The organism is Actibacterium atlanticum (genome assembly GCF_000671395.1).
In the GTDB taxonomy this organism is placed as follows: Bacteria; Pseudomonadota; Alphaproteobacteria; order Rhodobacterales; family Rhodobacteraceae; genus Actibacterium_D; species Actibacterium_D atlanticum.
In genome coordinates, this window is record NZ_AQQY01000008.1 from 45,448 (window position 1) to 68,750 (window position 23,303).

Sequence of the window (23,303 nt, forward strand, 5' to 3'; positions counted from 1 at the left end):
CTGCAAAACCTTTAAACCTTTGCTTGAAACTCAGGGCAAAGGTTTAAACCTTTCTTGCAAGGATTTCGCAAAGGTTAACCGGCGTACCCCGCCAAAAGAAAACGCGCGGCCCCTTGTGGACCGCGCGTTGCAGACGATGATTTTGGTGGTGTTTGGTTAAGCCTCAACGGCCTTTGCGTCGACCGTGTTGGTACCGGCAATTTCAATCCGGCGGGGTTTCAGCGCCTGCGGCACTTCGCGCACCAGATCAATGTTCAGCAAGCCATCCACATGGCTCGCACCGGTCACTTTAACGTGGTCGGCCAGATGGAAACGACGCTCGAACGCGCGGGTGGCGATGCCCCGGTGCAGATAGCTGCGTGGCGTGTCGTCCTCGGCCTTGCGGGCCGCGACAACCAGCTGGTTTTCTTTGACCTCGACGTTCAGTTCGTCGGCGGCAAAGCCCGCAACCGCAATGGTGATGCGGTAAGCGTCATCGGCGGTTTTTTCAATGTTATAAGGGGGGTAGGTGGCGTTGGTCCCGTCGGCCGCAAGGGCCCGGTCCATCAAATCGGCCACACGGTCAAAACCGACAGTGGCACGGTAAAGGGGCGAAAGATCAAGGTTTCGCATGGTGTCATCCTCCTAGAAGCGATGTCTATGTTGCGCCTTCCCCAAGGGACAGGCAGGGCTTGGCGGGCCCATCATGGCACCCGCACAATCCCGAGATAGGAAGTGGAAAAACCGCTTTCAAGCGGTCAGGGTTTCAGGAATTTTGCGCCCAGGTCAGATTTCGGGGCACCTTGTCCGAAACGTCGAATGGCAGGCGAAGTGTCACGGAACATGTTTTCACCAGCCTCCAGACGGGATTGCAGCAGGTCCAGGTTGTCGCCCAATGAAACGCCCAGCGACACCGGTTTGCCCTTCATGTCGGCCATCGAAGATACGACGGATACAATCTGGGGCGCACCATCACGAAACGAAAAGATCGGCGCGCCTGAAGAGCCAAAATTAACCGAACATGACAGCATCAGGATGCCCGGACGCCCAGCCAGAACATGGCAGACCTCTTGCAGTGATGGGGCCTCGGCCCGGTCTTTGGCATAGGATACAACGCCCACCTCATCGCCTTTGCGCGGGCGGCTGGCAGTTTCAAAGGGTGTAAGGCCGGGCAGACGGATGGGGCGATCCAGCTTCAGCACAGCAATGTCATAGGCAACGCGGCTGACGCGGTCATCATTGCGATAATCATAGCGGGGGTGCACCACGCCGCTGCGGACGCCGCGATAGGCTTCGGCCCGGCCATTGCGCCAACCTGCCAGAAACTCAATCGAGGACATATCGACGGGCTTGCCATTTTCCTTGTCGTAAAGGCAGTGGGCCGCGGTCAATACAAGGTCTGCACCAATCAGCGCGCCCGAGCAAAAACCCTTGCTCCCAAAGTTCAAACGTCCCACCGCCTGCCAGCCCTTGCTGTCATCTGCGGTAGCCAAAAGTTTGAGATCGCTTGCCTGATTGGCCTGTGCCGGTGCCGTGAACACCAGCAGAGCCAAAAGGCAAAGCTTTACAAAATGGCGCATGTTTCCTCCGTGTCGTAAGGTCAAGTTACTTCGCAGGTGCGGCAAGATTAAGGCGTGATAGCGGTAGCGCAGCAAAAAGCGTAGCGCTAGGGTGCCCGTATGGAATTGATGGAACGCATTTCTTTGTTCGCGCCCTTAGATGCGGTCGCCGTGCTGTTTTGGGGCGGGGCGTGGCTGTTGATCGGGATGGTGATCGAACGCGGGTATCGCGGGCGCGAGTCCGTTTCGGTGCTGATGAAACAAATTCGCAGCGACTGGATGAAAGAGATGGTCACCCGTCAGCCGCGCATGTTTGACGCCCAGATTTTGGGAACCCTACGTCAGGGCACGACGTTCTTTGCCTCGGCCTCGATGATTTCGATCGGGGGCGGGTTGGCGTTGATCGGCAATACCGAACGCCTGCTGGGCGTGGCGCGCGATTTGACGCTGGATATCGCGCCAGCGGTGGTTTGGGAGCTGAAACTGCTGGCGGTGTTGCTGCTGGTCACCAATGCGTTTCTGAAATTCGTCTGGTCGCATCGGTTGTTCGGCTATAGCGCTGTTGTCATGGCGGCGGTGCCCAATGAACCGCAAGACCCCAACGCCTATCCACGCGCGCAGAACGCGGCGGATCTGAGCAACACGGCGGCGCGTAGCTTCAATCGGGGCATGCGTTCGCTTTATTTCGCGCTGGCGGGATTGGCGTGGTTGTTGGGGCCTGCGCCCTTAATGCTGGCAACAGGCGCGACGCTGCTGATGCTTTGGCGGCGCGAGTTTGCGTCGGCATCGCGCATGACTTTGCTGGACCGCACATCAATGTGAATGGCGCTGTTCAGGTATCGGGCGCATCCTGCACACATGTTCAAAGCGATTCCCTTGATATTGGCGTTTGTCGCCACACCCGCGCTGGCTGATGGGCCGGTCGTGGAACAGGTCCGCGCCACGCAACAGGGGGGCAGTTGGCGGTTTGACGTAACGCTGAGCCACCCGGATACCGGCTGGGATCACTATGCTGACGGATGGGAGGTTCTGGCGCCAGACGGAAGCCAGCTGGGCCTTCGGGTTCTGGCGCATCCGCATGTCAACGAGCAGCCCTTCACCCGATCCTTGTCAGGTGTGACGATCCCCGAGGGCGTAGCCGAAGTGATCATCCGTGCGCGTGATAACGTGGATGGCTGGGGCGATCAGAGGTTTGTGTATCGCCTGCCTTAGGCCTTTAGCGCCGTCCTTCGCGCAGCCAAGCGCCAAGGCTAAAGGCCGCAGCCAGCAACAGCATCAACCAAATCGGCGCCAGCGGCGTCAGCGTGACGTCTGCGGTGACAAAGGCTTTGCGTGGGGTGATCCCGATCCAACCGCGCCCATGCGCCATGCGGTCCTCGCGGACGGTGCGCAGGTCGGGCACGCCGTTTTCCAGCGCCTTGACCCCGCCCCGCGTGGCCGTGGTCATTGGCGCAACGACATCGCCGCTGGCGATGGTGCGTTCAAATTCGCGCGGGGCGGCAGGGCCAAGCGCAATCACCGCGTCCAGTTCTCCGTCGCTCAGACGATACAGCCCGATTTGCGCCCCAACATAGGTGGCCGTGAACAGGCCGGGCGCGGTTTCCACCAGCTGCACGGTGGCTGTGGACCCATCCGGACCAAGCACCTGAACAGAATGGTCGCGCTGTTCCAGGCTGCGGCGGGTGATCTGAATACGTTGCCCCTGTGCTGTTGCGGTCAGGGCCTCTTCTTCCAGATCGGGTTCGCGCATCATCCAATGGGCCAGCCGCCGCAGCAGCTCTAACTGCGGACCGCCGCCTTCAAAGCCCCGGTTCCACAGCCAGGCGTGATCCGAGGCCAGCAGCGACACGCGCCCTTCGCCGACGCGATCCAATATCAGCAGCGGCCGTTCATCGGGGCCTTCCATGACGACCTGCCCTTTGGGTGAACGGGTTTCAATCAGACGGAACCAGCGACCCCATTCGCCCTTGTCGGCCTGCCATGCCTGCAGCAACCCGCGGGTGACCGGATGGCGTTCTCCCAATTCCGTAATGCCGGGGCGAAAGCCTTCTTCGACCACGCGTGCGGTGGGTTCGGCGGGCATGATATCGGACAGAGGCGAGCGAAACAGGCTGTCGGCGCTGGCGAAATCCGGACCCGCAGCCACCAGAACCGCCCCACCGTTTTCGACATACTGGCGCACGTTGTCCAGATAGGCACTGGGCAGGATGCCGCGCCGTTTGAAACGGTCAAAGATAATCAGGTCAAACTCGTCGATCTTTTCGATGAACAAATCACGGGTGGGGAAGGCGATCAGCGACAGTTCCGTCACCGGGATGCCGTCTTGTTTTTCGGGCGGGCGTAGGATGGTGAAATGCACCAGATCGACCGAGCTGTCGGATTTCAGCAGGTTGCGCCATGTGCGTTCACCGGGATGCGGCTCTCCTGATACCAACAGAACCCGCAAGCGATCCCGCACGCCATTGATTTGAACAACGGCGGCATTGTTGCGGTCGGTAAGTTCCCCCTCGGCGGCGGGCAGGCTGAACTGCAGCACGTTCATCCCGCCATGTTCAAGCGTCACCGGCAGGCTTAGATCGACGCCAACGGGCACCTCATAGAACGCGGGTTCCCCGCCATCCACCGCGATCGAAATTTCCACCCGGGCGGGCTGGGAAACCGGTACCGCGCCTTCATCCTCGATCCGCAATTGCAGGGTGAATTCTTCGCCGATGATGGCGAAAGCCGGGGCGGATTTAACGATCAGCCGGCGGTCCCAATCGGTACCGCGCCCGGTCAGTAGCATGTGCAGCGGGGCGTCCAGCTCGGGCGCTTGGGCCATGTCGTGCAGTTGCCCATCGCTGAACATCACCACCCCGGCCACGCGCCCGCGCGGCAGTTCGTTCAGGGTCTGGTTCAGTGCCCCCATCAACAGCGAGCCGCCATTGTCGGGCGCATCGGTGACGATAACTTCGCGCAGTTCTGTGTTGGGCATGGCCGCAACCTCGGCGCGCAGGCGGGTCAGCGCGGCGTTGGTTTGTGCGGGGCGGTCTGACAGCCTCTGCGAGGCGGTTTCGTCCACCACAGCCACGACAATGTCCGACAGGGACTCGCGGATTTCGCTTTGCAGGCTGGGGTTGGCAATGGCCGCCAACAGCGCCAGCGCCGCCAGCCCCCGAAAGGCCCACCCGGCGAGGCGACGCCACGCCGCCAGCCCGACATAGGCCACGGCCAGCGCTATCAGAATCCACACCACCATCCAGGGCACCAGAGGGTCAAAGATCACCACGCCGTTCATTGGCCCAACCTTTCAAGCAGGTCCGGCACATGCACCTGATCGGATTTATAGTTGCCGGTCAGCACGTGCATGATCAGGTTAATCCCAAACCGATAGGCAATCTCGCGCTGGCGTTCCCCGGCATAGCCACGCCCCACTGGCAGGCTGGGCAGGCCTTGTCGGTTGATCGCCCAGGCCCCGGCCCAGTCGTTGCCACCGATCACCACCGGGGTCACCCCGTCATTGAGATTGCGAAACGGGATGCCTTCGGCCTGTTCAGCGTCTGCGGGGGCGGCCTCGACCCAGATCGAGCCACCATCGTAGCGCCCGGGGAAGGCCTGCAGCAGATAGAAGGTGCGGGTCAACACGTGGTCTTCGGGCACGGGTTCCAGCGGGGGTACGTCCAGCGGGCGGGCCAGTTCCTGTAACCGACGCCCGGCCGGGGTGCCGCTGCCAAACCGGGCGATGTCACCATCGCGCGTGTCAAACAGGATCAACCCGCCGCTGCGCATATAGCGGTTCAGCTTGGCATAGGCCTGAGCCGAGGGCAGGGGCGTTTCCGGTGTGATCGGCCAGTAAAGGAAAGGGTAAAACGACAGCTCATCGGTTTCGATATTCACTGAAATCGGCGCAGCCGGTTCTACCGTGGTGCGTTGATAGAGTTTATCTGACAGGCCCCAAAGCCCGGCCATGGCCAGCGCATCAACCTGTTCATTGCCGGTGATGACATGCGCCAGCACGACCTCGGTTGTGGCGGCAAGGGCTGCTAAGTCCTGCTCGGTTTCCTGCGCCAGTGCATCTTGCGGCATCAAGGGCAGCACGGCCAGCGCCAGCACGGCCACCGCGCCGCGCATCAGCTTGCCCGACAACCACAGCGTTGCCAGCACGTCCAGCGCCAGCAGGATCATCGCCAGACTAAGAACCCAGCCTTTCAAACGGACCTCGCGCGCGACCTGCAGGCCATCTATCGGCACGCGCGCCGGCCAGTTTGTGGCGCTTAGCTCGGTATTTGCGTTTGTGACGTTCAGGGCGATACGGCGATCTTCGCCGCGGTATAGGCCGGGCGGCACTTGCTGCGACAGCGGCGCATCTGCCAAATCCTCGCCCGCGATACCGGGGCGGTCCTGTGCCGTTTGCACCGTGCCAAAGGCATCAAGCACTTGTTCCGGCACCCATGTCGTGCCCGCCAGATCCGAGGCGTCAGGCAGGTCTGGGCGGGTTGAGACCGCCAGACGTTCCAGCATCTGCACAAACAGCACCGACAACGGCAGGTTCGACCATTCAGCATTGGCTGTGACATGGAACAGCACCACCTGACCTGCCCCCAGTTTCTTGCGCGTCACCAAAGGCGTGCCATCGGCCAGTGCGGCGACGGTGCGTTCGGCCAGATCAGGGCCGGGTTGGGCCAGAACCTGCGCATTGATTTCGACATCTTCGGGAATCGGCAGGCCGATAAAGGGGGATCCTTCGGGGAAAGGAGCCAGAACTTTGGGCGCGCCCCAGCTCATGGCGCCGCCAACCGACCGTCCCCCGGCGCGCAGGCGCACCGGCATCAGCGGGTGCTCGGCATTGCGGCTGACGCTGCTGGCGGCCATGCGCGGCCCGGCAAAGCGTAGCAAAAGACCACCGTCCATCACCCAGTCGATCAGCGCGTCTTCTTCCAACTCGCTGACTTGTGCGACATCCGCCATGATCAACACGTCCGGATTGGCCAGCATCAGGTCTTCAAGCGCACCGTCGATCAGGTCTGTGGTGGGCGACAGGGCTTGCTCCAGATAGTGCAGCGGCGCCAGCACAGCAACGCTTTCCCCTTCGTCGCGCCCGGCGATCAGCGCCACTTCGCGGCGTTTCAGGCTGTCGTCGCTCAGGCTGACAGCGGCGGCAGAGCGGTATCCTTCAATCGTAAAGCGCGATATCCGGTTGCGCAGTTCCGGAGGCAGGGTCAGCTTGGCTTCGGCGGTTTTTCCGGTCAGCGAAAACGCGGCGCTGGTGCGTGCCAGAACCCGCTCTACGCCGTTCGGGTCAAGCCCATGCGCGGTGATCGACACGCTCTCGGCGGCGCCGGCACCCGCGCGCAGGGCCGTCAACAGAATGTCGCCGTCTTGCAGCACAACCGGGCGCAGGGCATAGGCGGGCGCGGGGCTTTCGAAGATGCGCACATCGCCGTGGCTTTCCAACGCGCCCAGCACCTGCATGCGTCCATCGCGGGCGATCCCGTCTGACATCCAATAGGTCTGAAACCGGCCCTCAAGCGCATCGGCCCATTCGGTCAGGCGGGCGGCTTCCGGGGCCCATGGATTGGGTAAAATGCCGGGCAGGCGGGATTTCCAACGTTCGGCGGCCTGAAACTGTGGCCCTTCGGGGGGCAGGTCGGTGGTCAGGGCTAATGCAACAGGGCGGCCATCGCGACTGGCTTCATCCAGCACGGCGTCAAGCCGCGTGGCGCGGCGGTTCCAATCGCGGGCGTCGGCCCATGTGCCATCGACCAGCACCAACAACGGGCCAGTGCCGGTGCTTTCGGACTGCGGGTTCAGGATCGGTCCGGCAAACCCAAGGATCACCAAAACAGCCGCGGCCATGCGCAAAAGCAACAGCCACCACGGGGTCTTGTCGGTTTGGCTTTCGTCGTCGTTCAGCCCGATCAGCAGGGCGACGCCCGGAAACCGGCGCCGCAAAGGGGCGGGCGGGACGGCGCGCAACAGGAACCACAGCACGGGCAGGGCCAGAAGCGCCACCAACACGGCGGGCGCGGTAAAGGCGATGGGTCCCAGCGCCAACATCAGCGCCCGCGCTCCAGCGCGCCATACATCCACAGCAACGCGGCTTGCGCGCTTTCGCCTGTGTGGTGGCATTGAAAATGCCAGCCGCTGATCTGGGCCAGTTCAGCCAGCCGCGATTTACGGTCGGCGAGGCGCTGCAAATACCGATCCCGCAGATCGCCCGCTTTCAGGGTTTCATGGCGCAGGCTGCCGCCCATGCTTTCAAAGATGGTGCGCCCGTCAAAAGGAAAGGCTTCTTCGCTGGGGTCCAGAACCTGCAACAGCACGCCTTTCACACCGCGATCAGCGGCCTTGGCCATGGCGGCTTCGACGGGCGCCAGATCGCCCATGAAATCAGAGATAAACGCCGTTCTTGAATGCGGCAGCATGCCACGCGCTTCAGGCGAGCCAAAGTCAGCGCTATGGTCAGCATTGGAGAAAGCCTCGGCCAGTCGCAGCAATTGCAACGCGCCGCGTCGCGGCGGCAGAGAGAAGCCAGAAAGCCCCACGCGTTCGCCGCCGCGCACCAGCAGGACCGCCAGCGCCAGCGCCAGAACCTGCGCGCGTTCGGCTTTGCTGCCGTGGCTACCATCGCCTTCGAACTGCATGCTTTGGGCGTCATCGACCCACAGGGTCACGGATTGCGCCGCCTGCCATTCTTTCTCGCGCACGAAATGCTGATCTGACCGGGCTGATCTGCGCCAGTCAATCCGATGCGCCGGGTCGCCGGGCTGTGCGTGGCGGTATTGCCAGAACTCTTCGCCCTGACCGGACCTGCGTCGCCCATGTTCACCCATCAGGATGGTCATCGCCAGATGCTCGGCCTCGGCCAAGAGCGGCGGCAACTGTGCCGCCAGCGCCTCGGACCGGGCGCGGAGGGTGGCGGCTGTGCTCACGCGGCGGCCTCGGCCCGGATGACAGATGTGGCAACATCAGTGATGATGCTGTCCAGATCTTCGCCCCGTGCCCGGGCGGCAAAGCTAAGCGCCATACGGTGTTTCAGCACCGGTGTGGCCATGGCCAGAACGTCTTCGGCCGACGGGGCCAACCGGCCTTCCAACAAGGCCTGCGCCCGCACCGTCAGCATCAGCGCTTGCGCCGCACGCGGGCCGGGCCCCCAGGCCACGTTTTCGCGTACGACGGCTGGGGCGTCAGGCTGGCCGGGGCGGAAAGCGCGGACCAGATCCAGGATCAGTTCAACCACACTTTCGCCCACGGGCATGCGCCGGATCACCGCCTGAGCGTCGATCAACTGCTGTGCGGTGAAAACGGCGTGCGCGTCGTCCTCGGCCATCCCGGTGGTGGCCAGCAGAATGTCATGTTCGGTCTTGCGATCCGGATAGGGCACGTCGATCTGAACCAGAAAGCGGTCCAGCTGGGCTTCGGGCAGCGGGTAGGTGCCTTCTTGTTCAATCGGGTTTTGCGTGGCCAGCACATGGAACGGTGGCGACAGCGTGTGGGGTTGGCCTGCGATGGTCACGGATTTTTCCTGCATCGCCTGCAACAGGGCGGATTGGGTCCGTGGGCTGGCACGGTTGATTTCATCCGCCATCAACAGCTGACAAAAAATAGGGCCTTCGATAAAGCGAAACGCGCGGCTGCCATCAGCGGCGGTTTCAAGCACTTCGGAGCCCAGAATATCTGCCGGCATCAGGTCAGGCGTGAACTGGATGCGGGCGCCGTTCAGCCCCATCACGGTCGACAGCGTATCGACCAGCCGGGTCTTGCCCAGACCGGGCAGACCGATCAACAACCCATGACCGCCACACAGCAACGCCGAGAGTGTCAGATCGACGACCCGTTCCTGACCGATAAAGCGCTTGGTGATGCTCGCTTTGGCCTCGGCCAGTTGCGTGCCCAGTGCCTCGATCTGCGTAACCAGCTGTGTCTCGTCACTCATTGGAACTCTCCCGTTGCCTATGGTCCCATTAAAGGCAACTATCGCGCTGCACACAAATGACAAAATGGTCGATAGGACAAATGATTGTGAAACCGGGTGTGGATAACATCATTTCTGCAGCGAAAAAGGCAGGCAAAAAGGGGCCGCCGCCGGTGCATCTGTGGAATCCGCCGTTTTGTGGCGATCTTGATATGCGTATCGCGCGGGACGGGACGTGGTTTTATCTGGGCACCCCGATTGGCCGGTTTGAGCTGGTCAAACTGTTTTCTTCGATCCTTCGCAAGGATGGGGATGACTACTTCCTTGTCACGCCGGTTGAAAAGGTCGGGATCACCGTCGAAGATGCCCCCTTTGTCGCTGTTGATTTCGAAGCCCAAGGCGAAGGCCGCGATCAGCTGTTGTGTTTCACCACCCATGTCGGGGATGAGGCCGTCGCAGGCCCGGAAAACCCGATCCGTGTGGTGCGCGACGAAACCGGTGAACCGTCGCCTTACATCCTGATCCGCGCCAATCTGGAGGCCTTGCTGGATCGCAAGAGCTTCTATCGATTGATAGAGCTGGGCTGCCACGAACAGCACGACGGCGACAGCTGGTTTGGGGTCTGGTCCGGCGGGGTTTTCTTTCCAATCATCCTGTCGGCTGAACTGGAAACCTGATGCCCCGTTTCGCTGCCAACCTGTCATTTTTGTTCACGGAAAGGCCCTTTCCTGAGCGATTTTCGGCGGCGGCAAAGGCGGGGTTTGAGGCGGTGGAATTCCTGTTTCCATATGCCTATCCCGCGTCTGATGTGCGCGACTGGCTGGAGGAGGCCGGGCTGAAACTGGCGCTGTTCAACACCCCGGTGCACGACTGGGAGGACGGCGGGCGCGGGGTCGCGGCCCTTGCCGGAGAAGAGGCCCGATTTCGCGCCGAGTTCGATCTGGCGCTAAGCTATGCCGATGTTCTTGCACCCCATCATATTCACGTTATGGCCGGTCTGGCGCAGGGTGAGGATGCCGCCGAAGTCTATGAGCGCAACCTAACCTGGGCCGCGCAGCACGCTCCGGCCCAGAGCCTGACGATAGAACCGATCAACGCCGATGATATGCCCGGGTATTTTCTGGCTGACTTTGATCAGGCCGTGCAGGTGATCGACCGGGTTTCAACCGCCAACCTGGGGCTGCAATTTGATGCCTATCACGCGCATCGCATCACCGGCGAGGTTATGGGCAGCTGGGCCAGATGCGCGCGGCATGCCCGACACGTGCAGGTCGCCGGGGTGCCCGGGCGGCATGAACCCATGGGCGGTCAGATCGACTATCCGGCGTTCTTCAGGCAACTGGATGCGGGTGGTTATACCGGCTTTGTTGGCGCTGAATATCACCCGGCGGCGGGCACAACAGCAGGGCTGGGTTGGCGCGATTTTTAGGGCCAAACCGGTGATGCACAACCCATGCACAAGCGATGCACATCCCATGCATAGGTTTTGCGGTTAATGCGCCTGCGCCCAATTGGCCCCGGTGCCCGCATCGACGACCAAAGGCACATCCAGATGTACGGCCGGATCGGCGGCGTTTTCCATGATGTCGCGCACCACGTCGATGGTCTGATCGACGGCGTCGTCGGCGACCTCGAAGATCAGTTCATCGTGGACCTGTAGCAGCATCTTGGCGGGCAGATCCTTGATCGCATCCGGCATGCGGATCATCGCGCGGCGGATGATGTCGGCGGCGGTGCCCTGAATGGGCGCGTTGATCGCGGCGCGTTTGGCGAACCCGGCTTGCGGACCCTTGGCGCCAATCTCGGGCGTGTGGATTTTACGACCAAACAGGGTCTGGACGTATTTGTGGTCTTTGGCGAAGGCCACGGTGTCGTCCATGTATTCCTTGATGCCTGGGAAGCGTTCGAAATAGCGGTTGATGAAGCCTTGTGCTTCACCGCGCGGGATCCGCAGGTTGCGGGCAAGGCCAAAGCCGCTGATGCCGTAAATCACCCCGAAATTGATCGCTTTGGCTTGGCGGCGGATGTCGGGCGTCATCTCGTCCAGTGGCACGTCAAACATCTCGGACGCGGTCATGGCATGGATGTCATGGCCATCGCGGAAGGCCTGTTTCAGGCTGTCGATGCGCGCGACATGGGCCAGAATGCGCAGTTCAATCTGGCTGTAGTCGAGGCTGATCAGCGTGTTGCCCGGCGCAGCGACAAAGGCCTCGCGGATGCGGCGGCCATCCTCGGTGCGCACAGGGATGTTTTGCAGGTTCGGATCGGTTGAGGCGAGGCGCCCGGTGTTGGCCCCGGTTTGCAGGTAGGAGGTGTGCACCCGCCCGGTTTCGGCGTTGATATGGGTCTGCAGCGCGTCGGTATAGGTCGATTTCAGCTTGGAAAGCTGGCGCCAATCAAGGATGCGGGCGGGCATGTCATGTTCCGTAGCAAGGTCTTCCAGCACATCTGCCGGGGTCGAGTATTTGCCGGTTTTGCCCTTTTTGCCGCCGGGCAGTTCCATCTTTTCAAACAGGATCTGGCCGACCTGCGCGGGAGAGCCGACATTAAAGGTTTCCCCCGCCAGTTCGTGGATTTCAGCCTCCAGCGCGGCCATCTTTTGCGCAAAAGCATTGGACATGCGCGACAGGGTATCGCGATCAACTTGAACGCCGTTCATTTCCATCTGGGCCAATACGGGCACCAAGGGGCGTTCCAGCGTTTCATAGACGGTGGTCACCTGATTGGCGTGCAGCTGTGGCTTGAACATCTGCCACAGGCGCAGGGTGATATCGGCGTCTTCGGCGGCGTATTTGGTGGCCTCGTCAATCGCGACGCGATCAAAGGTGATGGCGGATTTTCCGGTGCCTAAAAGCGATTTGATCGGGATCGGGCTGTGATCCAGATAACGTTCGGACAGCACATCCATGCCGTGATTGTGCCGCCCGGCGTTGAGCGCATAGGACATCAGTAAGGTGTCATCAATCGGCGCGACGTTGACGCCGTAGCGGGTAAAGATCTTGCAGTCATACTTGGCGTTCTGGAACACTTTGATAACGGCAGGGTCTTCAAGCAGGGGCTTGAGCATCTCTAGCGCCTGAACTTCGTTCATCTGACCGTCGGAAAGTTGATCCGTGCCGAACAGATCGTCCGAGCCATCCTTGTGGGTCAGCGGAATATAGCAGGCCTCTCCGACCTCAACCGCCAGCGAAATTCCGACCAGATCGACCACCATTTCATCAAGCCCGGTGGTTTCGGTATCCACCGCAACCCAGCCGCGCTTGTAGGCAAGGTCGATCCAACGTTGCAGGGCCTCGGCATCGCGGACGCATTCGTATTTATCGGGGTCGATGGCGGGCTGTTCGGGGGCAGCCACTTCAGCGGCTTTAGGCTCGGCTATGATAGGCGCGTCGACGCCGATCTTATCGGCGACACGTTTGGTGAGCGTGCGAAACTCCATTTCCGCAAGGAAGGGCAGCAGCACTTCGGGGTCGGGGTCCTGCACTTCTAGCGTTTCCATGCTGAAATCAATCGGGGTGTTGACGTCCAGCGTCACTAGTTGTTTCGACAGCTCAATCTGTTCGCGCTTTTCCAGAAGGGTCTGGCGGCGCTTGGGTTGTTTGATCTCTTCGGCGCGGTCCAGCAGGGTTTCCAGATCGCCGTATTCGTTGATCAGCAGCGCGGCGGTTTTGATGCCGATCCCGGGCGCGCCGGGGACGTTGTCGACGCTGTCGCCGGCCAGCGCCTGAACGTCGATCACGCGATCAGGGCCAACGCCGAATTTCTCTTCGACCTGTTCCACGCCGATGCGCTTGTTCTTCATGGCATCAAACATTTCAACGCCGCCGCCGACCAGCTGCATCAGGTCTTTGTCCGACGAGATGATGGTGACGCGCCCACCGGCCTCGCGCGCCTGAACGGACAGGGCGGCGATGATATCATCGGCCTCATACCCCTCTTTCTCGATGCAGGCGATGTTGAAGGCTTTGGTGGCGACGCGGGTCAGGGGGAATTGCGGCACCAGTTCTTCGGGCGCGGGGGGGCGGTTGGCCTTGTAAAGGTCATAAAGATCATTGCGGAAGCTTTTGCCGGAATGGTCAAAGATCACCGCGACATGGGTGGGGGCGTTGGGGCCGGTGTTGTCCTCGACCATTTTGAACAGCATGTTGCAAAAGCCCGCGACCGCGCCGATGGGCAACCCGTCGGACTTGCGCGTCAGGGGCGGTAGCGCGTGGAAAGCACGAAAGATAAAGGCCGATCCGTCGATCAGATGCAGATGGCAGCCGGTGCCGAAACTCATGATGTGCTCCCCCGTGTTCGCGTGCCGTTCCTGCTTAGCGTGCTGCCCGTGATTTGGCGAGGGGGCTCAGACCCCGGTGGCGGATTGCATGAAGATCGCGATGAAAAACAGGGTGGAGGCGGCAAAGACAAACCCATGCCAGATGGTGTTGTGGAAGCGCAGCTTGTGGAGCGCCAGAAATAGCGTGCCGACGGTGTAGAGCAGCCCGCCGGTGATCATCAGGATGACCACGGCAAGGGGCAGCTGTGCGATGATGGACCATCCCCCCGCGACCACGGCCCAGCCCAAGGCCAGACAGATGCCGATGGACAGGCCGACCGAGCGGCGCGGGATAAAGAAGTTGGCGATTGCAGCCAGTATGGCAAAGACCCAGATCACCGTCAGCAAGAGGCCCCCGGCCCCGGTCAGAAGGGTAAAGGGCGTATAGGTGCCCGCGATTTTCAGATAGATCGCCGAACGGTCAAACCGCAGCAACCAGCTGCGCCAGTGTGGCATAGGTAGATGGTTGTAAAGCAGCGAGGCCGAGATCATCGCGATCAGCGTTGCGCCGTAGATGGCCACGCCTGTAATGGGGGCGGCTTGCCCATACCAGATGGCCGTCAGGGTGATCAGCACCGGCACGGCGCCAAGCGCCACCACCAGCGCCGTGACATGCAGGGCTGCGTCGCTGATCAGCTCGGCTTTGGAGTAGGGGCGGCTGGGCCCGCTTGCCGACATATGTGCATCCGAAACCATGCTGTCAGCTTAGCATCTGGTTCACGCGATGTCGGTCACAAGCCTGTGCAGGGGCGTAAACTGACGCAAGGTCAGCTGTTCTTTGCGAAACTTTCGTGCACAAATTTTTTGTCACAATAGCCGCATTCGACCTCGCCGGTGTCATGGGGCACGGTCAGATAGACGCGGGGATGGCCCAGAGCGCCCTCACCACCGTCGCAGCAGACGCGCCAGGTGGATACAACCTCAATTTCGGGGGCTTCAATGGTCATTGTTGTGGCTCCGTTGCTTGCCGCGCCGATGCGCAGCCATTAAGTCAGCAGGCATGATAGCGATTGCCCGCGTCCGGGCAAGACCAGAGGATCGCGGCATATGACCCAGAACGCCATCGAAATCGAAGCCCTGCGCAAGACCTATAATTCGCCCGGTCAGCCACCGAAAGAGGCGTTGAAGGGGATTGATCTGAATATCCCGAAAGGGTCGGTTTTTGGCTTGTTGGGGCCCAATGGGGCTGGCAAGTCCACCTTGATCAATATTCTGGCCGGATTGGTGGTGAAAACCTCGGGGCGGGTGAAAATCTGGGGCTTTGATCAGGATGTGAACCCGCGCCAGTCACGCGCGGCCATCGGGGTGATGCCCCAGGAACTGAACTTGGATGCGTTCTTTACCCCGCGCGGCACGCTGGAAGTGCAGGCAGGGCTGTACGGGGTGCCCAAAGCGCAGCGCCGCACGCAAGAGATTTTGCACACCATCGGGCTTGAGGACAAAGCCGAGGCCTATGCCCGCACCTTGTCAGGCGGGATGCAGCGGCGGCTGTTGCTGGGCAAGGCCCTGGTGCATAGCCCGCAGATTCTGGTGTTGGATGAACCCACCGCCGGTGTGGATGTCGGGTTGCGTCAGATGTTGTGGACCAACGTGCGCAAGCTGAACGAGCAGGGCATGACCATCATCCTGACGACCCACTATCTGGAAGAGGCCGAGGCGATGTGCGACGAGATCGCCATCATCAACCACGGCGAGGTCATCGTGCGCGACACCACCGAAAGCCTGCTGGCACAGATGGATGCCAAGACGCTGGTCGTCACCCCCGAAGGGGATACCCCCGCGACTCTGGAGCTGCCGCCCGAGGTGCAGCTGGAACGCGCGCCCGGCGGCGTGCTGCGCCTGACCTATCAACGCGGCGAGATCGCCACCGGGGCGGTGCTGGATCTGGTACGTAACGCGGGCATCACCCTGCGCGATGTCGCCACGGAAGAGGCGCGGCTGGAGGATGTTTTCGTGGAACTGACCAAATCGCGCAGCTGATCGGGCCCTTATTTCGCGATAAAACGCGCCCGTTCGGCCTCTAGCCCGCTGTAAACGGCAAGCGAAACGGCCCGGCCCAGGGGCGTGGCAACCACGGCAAAAGGCAGGCTAGCGCATTGCATCTGTGTGGGCTCAATCAGGCCTGCCTCGTGCAGTGCGGACCATGCGGGGAAGTTCGGAACCTTTTGCGCCTTGGTGCATTGCTGGCTCCATTTGCGCGGGTCGCGTTTTACATAGGATCCGAATTTCTGTGACAACAGCATTAGGCTGCGCCCGCTGAGCTGGCTGATCAGAAACTCTTGATCCTGAGTCAGACCCGGCGCTTGGGGCCAGGGCAATATCTGATCTTTCAGCCCTTGCTCCATTGCGTGCACAAATGTCTGGCCTGCGTTGTTGCGCGTCAGCGTATAGGGTTTGCCGCTGCACTCTTGCGCCGCGACACTCAGCAGACCGGCCTGCAGGTAGTCATAGAAATAGGAGCTGTTATCGAGCGTATTGCTACAACGCCACGACTCCTCGCTAAAGCTGGCTGCATATTCGGCAATGCGTTCGCCGCTGAGGGCGGACAGGTTTTGCAACTGCTTGGCGCTGAAATTTTCATGCCGCTTTGGCGCGCTGCCCAAAAGGCCAGAGTCGCCGCTGACCATGCTGAACACCGCAACGACAGCCAAAACCGCCCCGACAAAAAGGAAAAGTTTGTTCATTGAAATATGCGCCTGTGCCCTATGCGGCCCCGGGCAACTTGCGCCCGCCCAGGTTGCCGCTTTAGGCCGGTTTAACCAGCAGAGCGCCCATGTTGCGGCCGGCCAGAATGTGGAAATGCAGGTGCGGCACTTCTTGCATGCTGTCGGGGCCGGCGTTGGTGATCACGCGGTAGCCGTTGCCGGTATCGGGGCTGACGCCAGCCTCTTTGCACACGCGCGCGACGGTGCGGTTGAAATCGAGGATTTCCGCATCCGAGGCTTCGGTGACGAAATGGTCGAAATTCACATAGGCGCCGCGCGGGATGACCAGAATGTGGTCGGGGGTCTGCGGGGCGATATCGCGAAAGGCCAGACAATGTTCGGTTTCCAGCACCGTGTCATTGGGGATCTCACCGCGCAGGATTTTGGCGAAAATGTTTTCCGTGTCATAGCTGTAAGCCATTGTCTTCCTCAGTCTACGTATAGGTATTCAGTGCCCGCGATGCGCTGGGCTACTTCGGGGCTAATGTCCAGAAAACCGGACAGGGCGGCGGCGTTTTCGGTGGCGGTTTTGCGTTCTTCCATGCGGAAATAGAACGGGAAGTCGGAATCCCGGATGCGTTCACTTTCAAACCGCATGTCATAGCGGATCGTCGGCAACAAGCGGTCGATGGTTTCGGGCGGCGTGCTTTCGCTGGCCAATCCAATCCGTGTGGCGTGGCCGATCAGGTAGTCATCGGTGAACTCGGTCCGGATTTCGAGCAGCTTGGTGGTCGAGCGGTCCGCGTAGAAATCCTGCATCAGGTCCAGGTTGCTGGGGTCCAGGCAGATGATCAGACGGTCGGTGTCATAATAGTCAAACAGCATCCGCATCAACGCGCGGCGGTGGCGGGTGCGTTTTTCCAGCGTGGTCTGAATGCCGCCCAGATCGGGCAGCGGGGTGGATTCTTCGTTGAACAGGTACTCGATCACCGGAACGTTGGTTTCCTTGCGGGTCTGTTCAATCAGTCGCTTGGCCACGTGCCACTTCTTGCAGGTGACAATCATTAGTTCGCGTTCGCGGCCCAGGCTTGATTCGGCCTCCCAGAACCGTTGGGCAAACCGGCGTCCCATCCGGCCACGCCCGGTCAGGAACTTGAACATCGACCGGCCTTCGTTCGAAATGTTGAACTGTTCCCCTTGCGAGGCATAGAGCGCGCCAAGCCGACGCTTGAGTTCTTTGGCCTCGGGCGAGATTTTGCGCGCGAACAGATAATCCTGACTCAGCAGCATATCGTAATGGTCGTTATAGAAGTTGGCTGGCATGCCATAGTCGGAAAAGACCAGGAAGGTCAGGGTGCGGCTGCTTAGCTCTTGTTCGGGAACCAGATGGCGCACGATGGTCTGAAAGAAGGTTTCATCCGGAATCCAGGTGGTGGAAAAGAACCGCATCACATCCTTACGTTTGCGGCAAAATTCCAGCACGGCCTCAATCGTACGGCGGCGCAGACACCACCATTGCGAGCCGATCATCACCTGCAGATCAGAGGGAATCTTACGATCCAGCCCCAGCCGTTTTTGCATTTTGTACGAGGTATAGAACCACCATTTATGGGTGCGTTCGTTGAAGAAGTGGCGATAGAACAGCCGATCCCCCTTCATGCCCGTCTTGATCCAGTCGGATGCGAAGAAATCGAAGCTTTCGATATAGTCCACATCTTTGGCATCCAGAAACTGATGCGCGTATTCGGCGGATTTCACCGGCATGCAGTCGCCCGACAACATGTAGAAATGCGTGGCCCGGGGAAACGCCTCTTCTGCGGCTTGCACGGCATAGAGCGTGGCCTGAACCAGAGACCATGCGCCCCAACCGCATTTGATGCGTTTCTTGGCGAACACCACGTTGGCATTGCCCCCCAGCGCCGACTGGATTTTATCGAAATGGGCCTTGTTGGCGCGGGCATCGAAGTGAATCGAAATGAAATCGCCCACGGCGGTTAACCGCTCCGCCTGCTGAATGATCGCATCGGGGTCTTTGTGACACAGCAAAATGTAGGCTATACGGGCCATTTAACGGGTCATACTCTGATTAATCTGCCTGTGGGTAACTTGATACAGTGAACACCCGTTGAATAAACAGGGTTTCTTTGCTTTTTTGTAGCAAAAGCCGCGCGTAGGCAGTCAAGGAGACGCGACAGTATGGGATTTCCCGGGACTTGGATGACCGAAAGTGAAAGCGTTGTGTATCGCGTCGTCCCGAAATGTGCCTGTTCGACCATCGGGCAGATCATGTTCTATTCGGATCATGGCGAATTTTTCGATGGAGATATTCACGACGCCCAAGATGGGTTGCACAAGTGGTCGCTTGAGCACAGTCAGCCCAAAATTGAAAGCAATGTGAAAGCGCATAATTCTTATGCTTTCACCTGTGTACGCAATCCGTACACGCGAATTCTGAGCTCGTTCTTTGATAAGATTTGCGGGATTCAGCGCAACGGCCGCCGGTATCGCGGCAATATGGTGCCCTTGCTGATCCAGCGGTACGGCATCGAAGTGGGCGACCCGGAGACCGGGTTTGAATTTGATCAGGTCCAGTCTTTCCGCCGCTTTTTGCTGTTCGCGCGCGATACCATCCGCTGGCGTCGCCCGATGGAGCCTGACATTCACTGGTCGGCCATGTCGGGGCATGTCTCGACCTTCATCGTGAATGGCGGACGGTATGACAAGATCATTCACACCGAGGCTTTCAATGACGGCATGCAACAGGTGATGGATGCGATTGAAACGCCGCAGGCGGTCGATCTGGGTGATATTCCGCGGTTCAACGAATCCGAAGGCCACGGCCCCAAGCGCGCCCACCCGGTTGAGGATTACTTCGACGATCTGTCGATGCATCTGGTCTATGAAATCTACAAGCGTGATTTCGACCTGTTCAAATATGATTTCGACAATCCGGGCAACAAGATGCCGATTGGAGAAATCGACCTGGACGAGGTCCACGCCAAACTGGGCGAGTAAGGTTACTCGCCGTAGGGCACCCAGATGTTTTTGACCTCGGTCGCGGCTTGTAAAAAGGCGCGGCCTTCGCCCGCAGCGTTGAACCAGTCGCGGGTGCGGGCGTTGTTCACCCAAGTGCGTTTCAGGTTGCCTGCGGCCTCGCGCTCAATGGTTTTTGACAGGTCGGTGGACGAAAAGCTCCAGACGGCGTCCAGATTCATATGTGCGGCCATGGGCGCGGCAAGTTCCGCGTGGCTGCCGGTGACGATGTTCACCACACCTGCGGGCAGGTCCGAGGTTTCCAGCACCTGATAGAAATCAGTTGCGGCCAGCGGGAAAGGTTCTGACGGGATCAGAACACAGGCGTTGCCCATGGCAATCGCCGGGGCCATGACCGACACCAGCCCAAGCAGCGGCAGATCATCGGGGCAGAGCGCGCCGATCACCCCAACTGGTTCGTTCATCGCCATGGCGACGCCGCGCAGGGGCACGCCGTGCACCGCGCCGTCAAACTTGTCGGCCCAGGCGCCATAGGTGAACAGGCGGGCGATGGCGGCGTCGACCTCGGCCTTGGCGGTTTTGCCGTGCTGGCCGGTCAGATCACTGATCCGATCCGCGAATTCAGTGCGGCGGGCCGAGAGGTTTTCGGCGATGTAATACAGGATCTGTGCGCGCAGATGCGCGGTGGTCTTGGCCCAGCTGCGCGCGCTGTTGGCGGCCTCAACCGCGTTGCGGATGTCCTTGCGACTGCCCAGCCCCATATGGCCCAAAAGCCGCCCGCGCGGGGTATAGACCGCGCGGGAATAGCCGCCATCGGGGCGGGCCTGCTTGCCGCCGATGAACAGCTTGGCGGTGCGGTCCAGCGGGTCGGCGACCTCGGGCTCTTCGGGTTTTGAATGCGGCAGGATGGGTTTGAGAGGTTTGGTCGGATGATCGGGTTTCAGATAAGCCTGCAAGCCTTCCCACCCGCCTTCGCGGCCAAAACCGCTTTCGCGCATGCCGCCAAATCCGGCGGCGGCGTCGAACATGTTGGTGCCATTGACCCAAACCACGCCCGCAACCAGTTTGGGCGCGATATCAAGCGCCAGATTGACGTTTTCGGACCACACAGACGCCGCCAGCCCATAGCGGGTGTTGTTGGCCAGTTGCACCGCCTCGGCCGGGGTGCGGAAAGTGCAGCCGACCAGAACGGGGCCAAAGATTTCCTCCTGCATCAATGCGTCTGACGGGGCCAGCCCCGTGATCAGGGTGGGGGGATAGTAGCAGCCGGTTTCGGGCAAGGGACAGGCGGCGCGATAGGTGTCGCCGCCCGTGTTGGCGTCGACCATATGCGTGACGCGTTGCTGTTGCACCGGGTCGACCAGCGCGCCGACGTCGATGCATTTGTCCAGCGGGTCGCCGATGCGCAGCTTGTCCATCCGGGCGCGCAGTTTGGCATAGAACGCATCAGCCACGCCTTCCTGCACCAACAAGCGCGACCCGGCGCAACAAACCTGACCCTGATTGAACCAGATCGCATCGACCAGACCCTCGACCGCTGAATCCAGATCGGCATCATCAAACACGATATAGGGGGATTTGCCGCCAAGTTCTAAGGTCAGCGCCTTGCCCGACCCGGCGGTGGCTGCGCGGATGGCGCGGCCCACCTGTGTGGAGCCGGTAAAGGCGATTTTGTCGATGCCCTTGTGGTTCACGATCATCTCGCCCACCGCGCCGTCGCCCGTGACGATGTTGACGACGCCCTTTGGCAAGCCCGCCTCGCGGCAGATGTCGGCAAACAGCAAAGCGGTCAGCGAGGTGTATTCGGCAGGCTTCAGCACCACCGTATTGCCCGCCGCCAAGGCGGGGGCGACCTTCCATGCCAGCATCAACAGCGGGAAGTTCCACGGGATGATCTGGCCGCACACGCCAAGGGGCGCGTGGCCGGGCAGTTCGCTGTCGATCAGCTGTGCCAGCCCGGCGTGGTAATAGAAATGCCGCGCCACCAAGGGCACGTCGATATCGCGGCTTTCGCGGATCGGTTTGCCGTTGTCGAGGGTTTCGAGCACCGCGAAAAGCCGTGCGTGTTTTTGCACCAATCGCGCCAGCGCATAGAGGTATTTCGCGCGTTCATGGCCCGGGCGTTTGGACCAGCGGCCAAAGGCTTTGCGGGCTGCGGTGACGGCGGCGTCGACATCGCTTTGCGTGGCGTGTGTCAGGGTTGCGAGAACCTCGCCCGTGGCGGGGTTACGGCTTTCGAACCCATCCGCCGGCGCCGTCATCGCGCCGTCGATGAAATGGCCAAACCGGTCGCCGCCATCCACCAGCCAGGCCAAAGCCTCGGCCGCGCTTTCGGGGGCGGTGCCGTAATCCATGCTGTCGAAAATCTCGGAAACGGTCATATCGTTATCCCATCGCGTGGCGGTAGTTGGCGGAATAGGCGCCGGTCACGTGGTGTTCCAGCTGGCGCTCGATATCGCCCAACAGGCTGGAGGCGCCAAAGCGGAACAGGTCGGGTTGCATCCAGCGGGTGCCCAGTTCCTCTTTGAGCAAGGACAGATAGACCAGCGCATCCTTGGCTTTGGAGATCCCGCCCGCCGGTTTATAGCCCACCATGTGCCCGGTGCGTTGGTGGTAGTCGCGGATGGCGCGCATCATCACCAGACTGACGGGCAGGGTGGCGTTGACGCTTTCCTTGCCGGTTGAGGTCTTTATGAAATCGGCCCCGGCCATCATGCACACAAGGCTGGCGCGGGCGACATTGCGCAGGCTGCCAAGTTCACCGGTGGCCAAAATGGCCTTTACATGGGCGTCGCCGCAGGCCTCGCGAAAGGCGCGCATTTCGTCATAAAGCGTTTGCCAGTTGCCGGTCAGCACATGGCGGCGGCTGATCACGATGTCGATTTCTGCGGCCCCGGCTTTGACGCTTTCGCGGATTTCCTGCACGCGCAGCGCAAAGGGGGACAGGCCCGCCGGAAACCCGGTGGATACGGCGGCAACGGGGATGTTCGTGCCCGCAAGTGCGGCCACTGCTGTTTCGACCATGTCGTGGTACACGCAAACTGCGCCGGTGGTGATCGGGCCCATGCCCACGGCATCCAGCAGATCAGCGCGCACAGGTTGGCGCGCCTTGGCGCATAGGCGCCGGACGCGCCCGACTGTGTCGTCACCCGACAGGGTGGTCAGGTCGATCAGGGTTACGGCTTTCAGAAGCCACGCCGCCTGATAGTCTTTCTTAACCGACCGCCGCCCCGGCAGGGTTTTGGCGCGCCGTTCAATCGCCGAGGTGTTGGCCTGCGCAGCCATGACCCAATCCATATCCAGCGGCAGGCCCGGGTTTCGGGTCAGCGTCACTTGCGGCAGCTTGGTCGTTTGCTCGGATGTTGGGGTCATCGCGGTGGTTTTGGTCTGGGGCATCTGCGCCTCCCTGCGCTTGGCCGTGAGGGTGGCATGGGTGTAAAGGCTTGGCAACCGGGCGCGGCTTAGAGCGTCAGGAAATAGTCGTCATGATCGCGCCAATAAGCTTCGAGCGACGCAAGGTCATCCACCCAGACACGCCGCATTCGCGCAGCATAGATATCCGCCCCCAGCAGTGCGGCCAGTCGATAGGCCCGCTGAGCAGCCGGGTAAGAGGGGCTTTGTGGCAGGTACATCGATTCAATGGCTGATGCGGCTGCGGTCAGCGCGAAGGCCAGTTCATGCACCGATGATTCAGGGTAGGCCCGCACCATATCACGCACCACGTCCCGCCAGCCGTCATCCCGTGAAACGAGGGCTTCGATGATGGCTTCAATCATGCTGTCTGTGTCACGCGCCGACATCGGCCATACTCTTCATTACCCGCGCGCCAAATGCGGCCCGCACCCGGTATTTATTAGAGTTAACGGCACGAAAGGTCGAGTAAGGCTTTATGGGCACGGCGCAGCGCGGCTCTA

21 protein-coding genes are annotated in these 23,303 nt (G+C 60.9%); 6 read left to right on the forward strand and 15 right to left on the reverse strand.

Translation table 11 applies throughout. The features are described from left to right. Positions 1 to 156: 156 nt before the first annotated feature. Positions 157 to 612 carry an Hsp20 family protein gene (locus ATO10_RS12445; RefSeq protein WP_035252028.1) on the reverse strand — a complete coding sequence of 152 codons (456 nt, stop codon included), beginning with the start codon at positions 610 to 612 and terminating at the stop codon, positions 157 to 159. A gap of 125 nt (positions 613 to 737) precedes the next feature. Next, entirely contained in the window at positions 738 to 1,559 is an 822-nt protein-coding gene (locus ATO10_RS12450; protein ID WP_035252029.1) for a trypsin-like serine peptidase, read from the reverse strand. A 99-nt stretch (positions 1,560 to 1,658) separates the two neighbouring features. On the opposite strand from ATO10_RS12450, the gene ATO10_RS12455 reads away from it, so the two are divergent. Then, positions 1,659 to 2,360 (forward strand): DUF599 domain-containing protein, encoded by a 702-nt coding sequence (locus ATO10_RS12455; RefSeq protein ID WP_035252032.1) that lies wholly within the window; start codon positions 1,659 to 1,661, stop codon positions 2,358 to 2,360. 36 nt (positions 2,361 to 2,396) lie between these two features. Beyond that, positions 2,397 to 2,750 (forward strand): hypothetical protein, encoded by a 354-nt coding sequence (locus ATO10_RS12460; protein WP_035252118.1) that lies wholly within the window; start codon positions 2,397 to 2,399, stop codon positions 2,748 to 2,750. Positions 2,751 to 2,754: 4 nt separating this feature from the next. Here ATO10_RS12460 and ATO10_RS12465 read toward each other — a convergent pair whose 3' ends face one another. From ATO10_RS12465 to ATO10_RS12480, 4 genes are read right to left on the reverse strand one after another with little or no spacing between them, the layout of a single operon-like run. Then, positions 2,755 to 4,815 (reverse strand): membrane protein, encoded by a 2,061-nt coding sequence (locus ATO10_RS12465; protein ID WP_035252034.1) that lies wholly within the window; start codon positions 4,813 to 4,815, stop codon positions 2,755 to 2,757. After that, entirely contained in the window at positions 4,812 to 7,574 is a 2,763-nt protein-coding gene (locus tag ATO10_RS12470; protein ID WP_035252037.1) for a DUF4159 domain-containing protein, read from the reverse strand. Before ATO10_RS12470 ends, ATO10_RS12465 begins: the two co-directional genes overlap by 4 nt. Beyond that, positions 7,574 to 8,449, reverse strand: a complete 876-nt coding sequence (locus tag ATO10_RS12475) for a DUF58 domain-containing protein (RefSeq protein ID WP_035252040.1) — start codon at positions 8,447 to 8,449, stop codon at positions 7,574 to 7,576. The genes ATO10_RS12470 and ATO10_RS12475 overlap by 1 nt, the downstream gene beginning before the upstream one ends. Beyond that, positions 8,446 to 9,453 (reverse strand): AAA family ATPase, encoded by a 1,008-nt coding sequence (locus ATO10_RS12480; RefSeq protein ID WP_035252044.1) that lies wholly within the window; start codon positions 9,451 to 9,453, stop codon positions 8,446 to 8,448. Before ATO10_RS12480 ends, ATO10_RS12475 begins: the two co-directional genes overlap by 4 nt. Positions 9,454 to 9,533: 80 nt before the next feature. On the opposite strand from ATO10_RS12480, the gene ATO10_RS12485 reads away from it, so the two are divergent. Further along, positions 9,534 to 10,109 (forward strand): DUF1285 domain-containing protein, encoded by a 576-nt coding sequence (locus ATO10_RS12485; protein ID WP_155886764.1) that lies wholly within the window; start codon positions 9,534 to 9,536, stop codon positions 10,107 to 10,109. After that, the gene (locus ATO10_RS12490; RefSeq protein ID WP_035252046.1) at positions 10,109 to 10,861 is read left to right on the forward strand and encodes a hydroxypyruvate isomerase family protein; all 753 of its coding nucleotides are present in this window, start codon (positions 10,109 to 10,111) and stop codon (positions 10,859 to 10,861) included. Before ATO10_RS12485 ends, ATO10_RS12490 begins: the two co-directional genes overlap by 1 nt. 63 nt (positions 10,862 to 10,924) lie before the next feature. Here the strand turns inward: ATO10_RS12490 and polA are convergent, their stop codons facing one another. The 3 genes from polA to ATO10_RS12505 all read right to left on the reverse strand — a co-directional run bounded on the left by polA (position 10,925) and on the right by ATO10_RS12505 (position 14,697). After that, positions 10,925 to 13,711 (reverse strand): DNA polymerase I, encoded by a 2,787-nt coding sequence (polA, locus tag ATO10_RS12495; RefSeq protein ID WP_035252048.1) that lies wholly within the window; start codon positions 13,709 to 13,711, stop codon positions 10,925 to 10,927. A 66-nt stretch (positions 13,712 to 13,777) separates the two neighbouring features. Next, positions 13,778 to 14,428, reverse strand: coding sequence for a PAQR family membrane homeostasis protein TrhA (gene trhA / locus ATO10_RS12500; protein WP_035252122.1), 651 nt, complete (start codon positions 14,426 to 14,428; stop codon positions 13,778 to 13,780). 89 nt (positions 14,429 to 14,517) lie between these two features. Further along, positions 14,518 to 14,697 carry a zinc-finger domain-containing protein gene (locus ATO10_RS12505; protein ID WP_035252050.1) on the reverse strand — a complete coding sequence of 60 codons (180 nt, stop codon included), beginning with the start codon at positions 14,695 to 14,697 and terminating at the stop codon, positions 14,518 to 14,520. A gap of 100 nt (positions 14,698 to 14,797) precedes the next feature. Between ATO10_RS12505 and ATO10_RS12510 the strand changes: the two genes are divergently transcribed. After that, positions 14,798 to 15,730, forward strand: a complete 933-nt coding sequence (locus ATO10_RS12510) for an ABC transporter ATP-binding protein (RefSeq protein ID WP_035252053.1) — start codon at positions 14,798 to 14,800, stop codon at positions 15,728 to 15,730. 8 nt (positions 15,731 to 15,738) lie between these two features. Here the strand turns inward: ATO10_RS12510 and ATO10_RS12515 are convergent, their stop codons facing one another. The 3 genes from ATO10_RS12515 to ATO10_RS12525 form a co-directional block, all read right to left on the reverse strand. Further along, positions 15,739 to 16,434, reverse strand: a complete 696-nt coding sequence (locus tag ATO10_RS12515; protein WP_035252055.1) for a hypothetical protein — start codon at positions 16,432 to 16,434, stop codon at positions 15,739 to 15,741. Between the two features lie 61 nt (positions 16,435 to 16,495). Continuing rightward, positions 16,496 to 16,876, reverse strand: coding sequence for a histidine triad nucleotide-binding protein (locus tag ATO10_RS12520; RefSeq protein WP_035252057.1), 381 nt, complete (start codon positions 16,874 to 16,876; stop codon positions 16,496 to 16,498). An 8-nt stretch (positions 16,877 to 16,884) separates the two neighbouring features. Continuing rightward, entirely contained in the window at positions 16,885 to 18,462 is a 1,578-nt protein-coding gene (locus ATO10_RS12525) for a DUF5928 domain-containing protein (protein WP_035252058.1), read from the reverse strand. Positions 18,463 to 18,591: 129 nt separating this feature from the next. Between ATO10_RS12525 and ATO10_RS12530 the strand changes: the two genes are divergently transcribed. Then, positions 18,592 to 19,410: a sulfotransferase family protein gene (locus ATO10_RS12530; protein ID WP_035252060.1), complete on the forward strand. Its 819-nt coding sequence runs from the start codon at positions 18,592 to 18,594 to the stop codon at positions 19,408 to 19,410. 2 nt (positions 19,411 to 19,412) lie between these two features. Here the strand turns inward: ATO10_RS12530 and ATO10_RS12535 are convergent, their stop codons facing one another. The 3 genes from ATO10_RS12535 to ATO10_RS12545 form a co-directional block, all read right to left on the reverse strand. After that, positions 19,413 to 21,770: an aldehyde dehydrogenase family protein gene (locus ATO10_RS12535; RefSeq protein WP_035252062.1), complete on the reverse strand. Its 2,358-nt coding sequence runs from the start codon at positions 21,768 to 21,770 to the stop codon at positions 19,413 to 19,415. 4 nt (positions 21,771 to 21,774) lie between these two features. After that, complete coding sequence (deoC, locus tag ATO10_RS12540; protein ID WP_420313647.1) at positions 21,775 to 22,785, reverse strand: deoxyribose-phosphate aldolase; 1,011 nt, start codon at positions 22,783 to 22,785, stop codon at positions 21,775 to 21,777. A 65-nt stretch (positions 22,786 to 22,850) separates the two neighbouring features. Beyond that, positions 22,851 to 23,189, reverse strand: a complete 339-nt coding sequence (locus ATO10_RS12545; protein WP_035252064.1) for a hypothetical protein — start codon at positions 23,187 to 23,189, stop codon at positions 22,851 to 22,853. Positions 23,190 to 23,303 lie beyond the last annotated feature (114 nt).